Genomic DNA, 4,821 nt, shown 5'->3' on the forward strand with positions numbered 1-4,821 from the left:
GTAGAGGATGCAGATCACCCTGTCCCGAACCAGGAGCGGGTAGGCGAGCGCCTCCTGGGGGGACGGGCCGCCCAGGGCGGCGGCCAACCGGAGGTTCTCCGGGATGGGGAGGAGCGCTCCCCGGTAAAACTCGCGCCGCTGCATCACATCCCGGAGGATGGAGGGGGCGGTGAGCGGGATCTCGAGGAGGGCAAAGGCGGCGGGGTCCAGGCCCGGCACCGCCGCCAGCCAGCCGAAGGCGGACTCGTCCCGGACGGTGAAGAGGGCCGCTCGCTTGACCCGGGTCGCGGCGAACGTCATGAGGGCGCTGCACACCGCCTCTCGGTCGCGGGGCTGGATGAAGGTGGCGTCCGGGTCGGGACCCGCGGCGGCCGGCTTCCCGCGCTCCCCCTGCCTAACCGTCTCCCACTGCGAGAGGAGCCGCTGGACGTCCTGCTTCGCCTCTTTCGCCTTTCCGCGCTGCCCGTCGAAGAAGCCCGGCAGGTGGCTGAAGCGGGGCAGGAGGGGCGCTTTGTAGAAGCGGTGCAGGGCGTGCAGGACCCGCAGCTCGACCGCCACCCGCGGGCGCACCTCGCAGCCCAGCGTCTTCCGGAGGGCCTCCAGCGGCACCGGGTCCGTCGGATCCATCATGGCCACGTAGACCCCACTCCGGTCCCGCTCGAAGGGGACGATGTGGTTCTTCGTGGCGAAGTCGGCCGCGACCAGGAAGAGCACCCGGGGGTCGATCTTCTCCAGCCGGGCCGGGTCGGCATACGGCACCTCGTGCAGAATGCTGAGGGCTTTGGCGAGCGCCTCCTCGCTCAGGTACCCCAGCTCCAGGAGGTTGGACCCGAGGCGGCCCCCGCATGAGACCTGCCGCTCCGTGGCCTCCTCCAATTGTTCAAAGGTCACGAGGCCCATCTTTACAAGCGCTTGACCGAGTCGCATGGTCCGATACTCCAGAACGTCGGGTTCCCGCCGCACGATTGGATCGGGAGGCAGGTGTGCAGCCTTCGTGCCAGAGGGGGGATGGGAAAGGGCCAAAGAGGCAGGCGCAAACGCCCGCCGCGCGGGGACTCCGAGGGGACCGCACGGGTCCCCATCCCTGCGACGGACGCCGGATGGCGGGATCGCACCCCAGTCACAGACGGAACCGCTACCGGTCGGCCTCCGCCGGCTCCGGCTCGAGACGGAGGCTGCGGCCCGGAGGCCCCTCCACCACCAGCTTCATCCGCTGGCCCGCGACTAACGGCGCGTCCTCCCGCCTGAGCCCATTCAGGAGGGCCACCTCGTAGGCGCGGGCCTCACTCCCGTAGGCCTGCCGCACGATGGTGACCAGCGTCTCCCCCGGCGCCACCGTGTGGATGCGGAGCCGTCTGCCCGACCCCCGCTCCCCGTAGGGAAGGCCTTCCAACCGCGCCTTGTACTCATCCGCCCCGACGCGCAACTCGGCGGCGGGAGCGGACCCGATCACCTCCGCGAGGACCCGGGCCCGGTCGATGCGCTCGATGGTGTCGGGGTGCGTGGCGCTGAACGCGTGGTAGGCCACCCCGGCGAGGCGCGCCTTGAGCTGCAGGACCCGGAAGAAGTTGACCATCTGCCGGGCGTCGTAGCCGGCCCGAAACGCGTAGCGAATCCCCTTCTCATCCGATTCCAGCTCCGCTTCGCGCCCGTAGCCGAGGAGGATGCGACTGAAGAGCTCGGTCGAGAGGGTGGCCCACTTGCCCGCGTGCTCCCGCCCTCCCGGGCTGAGGGCAATGAGACCCAGGGTGAGGAACTGCAGGCCGAAAGCCCGGGTCAGCTGCTTGGCGGCGTGGTGCGAGGTGACGTGACCGATCTCGTGGCCCACGACGCTCGCCAGCTCCGCCTCGCTGTTGGCGGCCGAGAGCAGCCCTCGGGTGACGTAGATGAACCCCCCGGGCAGCGCGAAGGCGTTGATCTCGGGGGCGTCCAGGGCGGTGAACCGGTACTCGAAGCCGGTATACTCGGCCTCCTCGACGAGGCGCTGGCCCACCTGGGCGACGAAGGCCTGGAGGCTCGGGGAGTCGAGGGGGCCGAAGCGGTCCAGGATCTCCTTGTGGGCATTGCGCCCGATCTCCTCCTCCTGGGAGGGGTTGATGATGGTGAAGGCCCAGGCGGGGCGGGGGAGGAGGGCCGCGGCAGCCCCGGCTGCAAGGCCCCGGAGGAGCTGGCGGCGGGTGAGGGACGGCGCGTGACAGTTCGCGCACCAGCCAAACGCATGCATCCGGCTCTCCTGCGGGCGCGAATACGCGCGCCCACGGGCGATGATAGCACTCGGGGAGGGGGGCGACAAGGCGGGCAGGGCAACGGAGGCTCAGCGCAGGGGGGCGCGGGCTTCGTCGCGGCGGACGAGCTCTGTCAGCTCCTCATCGCCGGTAACCGGCTCGACGGCGGCGCCGGTGTTGATCTTGCCGTTCAGGAGGGCACCTTCCCGAACCACCAGGCTCCGCGCGCGACAGTTCCCCTGGAGACGGCCGCTGGGGAGCAGCTCGATGCGGGCCGTGGCCATCAGGTTGCCCCGGACCCGCCCTCCCACCACGATGGTCGTCGCCCGCACGTCGGCCTCCAGCTCGGCGCCTTCCTCCACCACCAGCGTGCCGGTGAGGATCACCTTTCCCTCCATCCGGCCCGCCACGTGCAGGTCCCCGGTCCCGCTGATCTCCCCCCGCACCATGATCCCCTTCCCGATCAGCATCGCGGTCGCCTCCCCGCCCGCTCCGGGCGCCCCACTTCCTCACCGGTCGTCACCGGGCCTCACCGTTCGGGCGGCGCCTCAATGTCGAACGCCCGGAGCTTCCGATGCAGGTTGCTCCGCTCGATCCCCAGCTTCTCGGCCGTCCGCGTGATGTTCCACCCGTTCTCCCGGAGCCGCTCCAGGATGTAGCCCCGCTCGAACCGCTCCCGGGCGTCCCGGAGGGGGAGGGCGGCGTCCGCCGCCATCTCCATCGGCCCCGCGCCGGCGGCCGACTCCAGGGCAGGGGCGCGGCGCCCCAGCGCCGGTTCCACCGCTTCCGCTTCGATCCGGTCCTGGGCCACCATGATCACGAGACGCTCGATGACGTTCCGCAGCTCCCGGACGTTCCCGGGCCAGGCGTGCTCCCGGAGGACGCCGAGAGCCTCGGCGCTGAAGGTTTTCTCCCGCTTCCCGTACTCCCGGCAGAACTGCTTCAAGAAGTAGGCGGCCAGCAGGGGGATGTCCTCCCGCCGCTGCCGCAGGGGGGAGACGTCGAAGGGGATGACGTTCAGGCGGTAGTAGAGGTCCTCCCGGAATCGCCCTGCCCCGATCTCCGCCTCCAGGTCCTTGTTGGAGGCGGCGATGATCCGCACGTCGACCCGGAGGCTCTCCGTTCCCCCGACCCGCTCGAAGGTCTGCTCCTCGAGGACCCGGAGGACCTTGGCCTGCGTCTTCAGGCTCATGTCCCCCACCTCGTCCAGGAACAGGGTCCCGCCGTCGGCCAATTCGAACTTCCCCCGGCGCCGCATCGTGGCCCCGGTGAAGGCCCCCTTCTCGTGGCCGAAGAGCTCGCTCTCGATCAAGTCCTCCGGGATGGCGGCGCAGTTGACCTCCACGAACGGCTTGGCCGCCCGGTGGCTCTGGCGGTGGATGGCCCGGGCGATGAGCTCCTTGCCGGTCCCGCTCTCCCCCCGGATCAGGACCCGACCGTGGGACGGGGCGGCGGCCGCGATCTGCTCCCGCAATTTCTGGATGACCTCGCTCCCCCCCACCAGCTCGTAGCGCTGCTCCAGGCGCTGCCGGAGCGCCACGTTCTCCCGGACGAGCTGCTGAGCCTCCAGGGCATGGCGGACGGCCAGCGTCGTCTTCTCCAGGGAGAGGGGCTTCTCGATGAAGTCGTAGGCCCCGAGCTTCGTGGCCCGGACCGCCGTCTCGATCGTCCCGTGGCCCGAGATCATCAGGACCGCCACCTCCGGGTGCAGGCGCTTGACCTCGGCCAGCGTGGCCAGCCCGTCTATCCCCGGCATCCAGATGTCCAGGATCACCAGGTCCGGCGGGCCCTGGCGGATCGCCTTGAGGGCCGCCTCCCCCGACTCGGCCTCGGCCACCCGGTAGCCCTCGTCCTGGAGGATCCCGGTGAGGGACGCCCGGATGTTCTTCTCATCATCCACGATGAGGATCTCTTCCTGGGCCACGGCTTACCTCGGGATCGGCGGGACGGCCGGGGCGGGGGCCGGGAGGGCCGGGAAGGCCATGACCATCCGGGTCCCGCGCGGCTCGTTGGTCTCCACCCGGATGGTCCCCCCGTGCTCGGTGACGATCCGGTAGACGATCGCCAGGCCGAGCCCCGTCCCCGACTTCTTGGTGGAGAAGTAGGGGAGGAAGAGCCGCTCCCGGTCCTCCGGGGGGATCCCTACCCCGCTGTCCGCCACCTCCACTTCCACCTTCCCCTCCCCTTGCAGCCACCGCGTCCGCAGGGTGACCTGGCCGGTCTCCCCGACGGCGGCCACCGCGTTGTTCACCAGGTTGATGAGCGCCCGCTTCATCTGATCCGGATCCAGCGTGATCGGCGGGAGGTGGGGGTCCAGGTCGGTCACGAGCTCGATCCCCCGGCCGAGTCCCGAGTAGAGGCGCACCACGTTGGCGATGACGGGGTGGAGGTCCCCGGGGCGGGGCTCCGACGAAGGCATCCGGGAGTAGCGCGAAAACTCGTCCACCAGCCCCTGCAGCCCGTCCACCTCCTGGATGATCGTCCGGGTGCACTCGTCGAAGACCCGCTCGTAGTCGGGCGCCCGCTCGGTGAACTTCTTCCGGAGCCGCTGGGTGGAGAGCTTGATGGGAGTGAGGGGGTTCTTGATCTCGTGGGC

At 70.4% G+C, this 4,821-nt stretch carries 5 protein-coding genes; all 5 read right to left on the reverse strand.

Annotated elements, in window-relative coordinates; translation table 11 throughout:
• Positions 1 to 900, reverse strand: a 900-nt coding sequence (locus VGT06_09850; protein ID HEV8663425.1) for a hypothetical protein, incomplete at its 3' end; no start/stop codon positions are given.
• 235 nt (positions 901 to 1,135) lie between these two features.
• The gene (locus VGT06_09855; protein ID HEV8663426.1) at positions 1,136 to 2,224 is read right to left on the reverse strand and encodes a M48 family metalloprotease; all 1,089 of its coding nucleotides are present in this window, start codon (positions 2,222 to 2,224) and stop codon (positions 1,136 to 1,138) included.
• Positions 2,225 to 2,314: 90 nt separating this feature from the next.
• Complete coding sequence (locus VGT06_09860; GenBank protein ID HEV8663427.1) at positions 2,315 to 2,695, reverse strand: polymer-forming cytoskeletal protein; 381 nt, start codon at positions 2,693 to 2,695, stop codon at positions 2,315 to 2,317.
• A 59-nt stretch (positions 2,696 to 2,754) separates the two neighbouring features.
• Positions 2,755 to 4,149 carry a sigma-54 dependent transcriptional regulator gene (locus tag VGT06_09865; protein HEV8663428.1) on the reverse strand — a complete coding sequence of 465 codons (1,395 nt, stop codon included), beginning with the start codon at positions 4,147 to 4,149 and terminating at the stop codon, positions 2,755 to 2,757.
• Positions 4,150 to 4,152: 3 nt separating this feature from the next.
• Positions 4,153 to 4,821 (reverse strand): ATP-binding protein (locus tag VGT06_09870; protein ID HEV8663429.1); only part of this gene is annotated, 669 nt, incomplete at its 5' end.

This window comes from Candidatus Methylomirabilis sp. (assembly GCA_036000645.1).
GTDB lineage: Bacteria > Methylomirabilota > Methylomirabilia > Methylomirabilales > JACPAU01 > JACPAU01.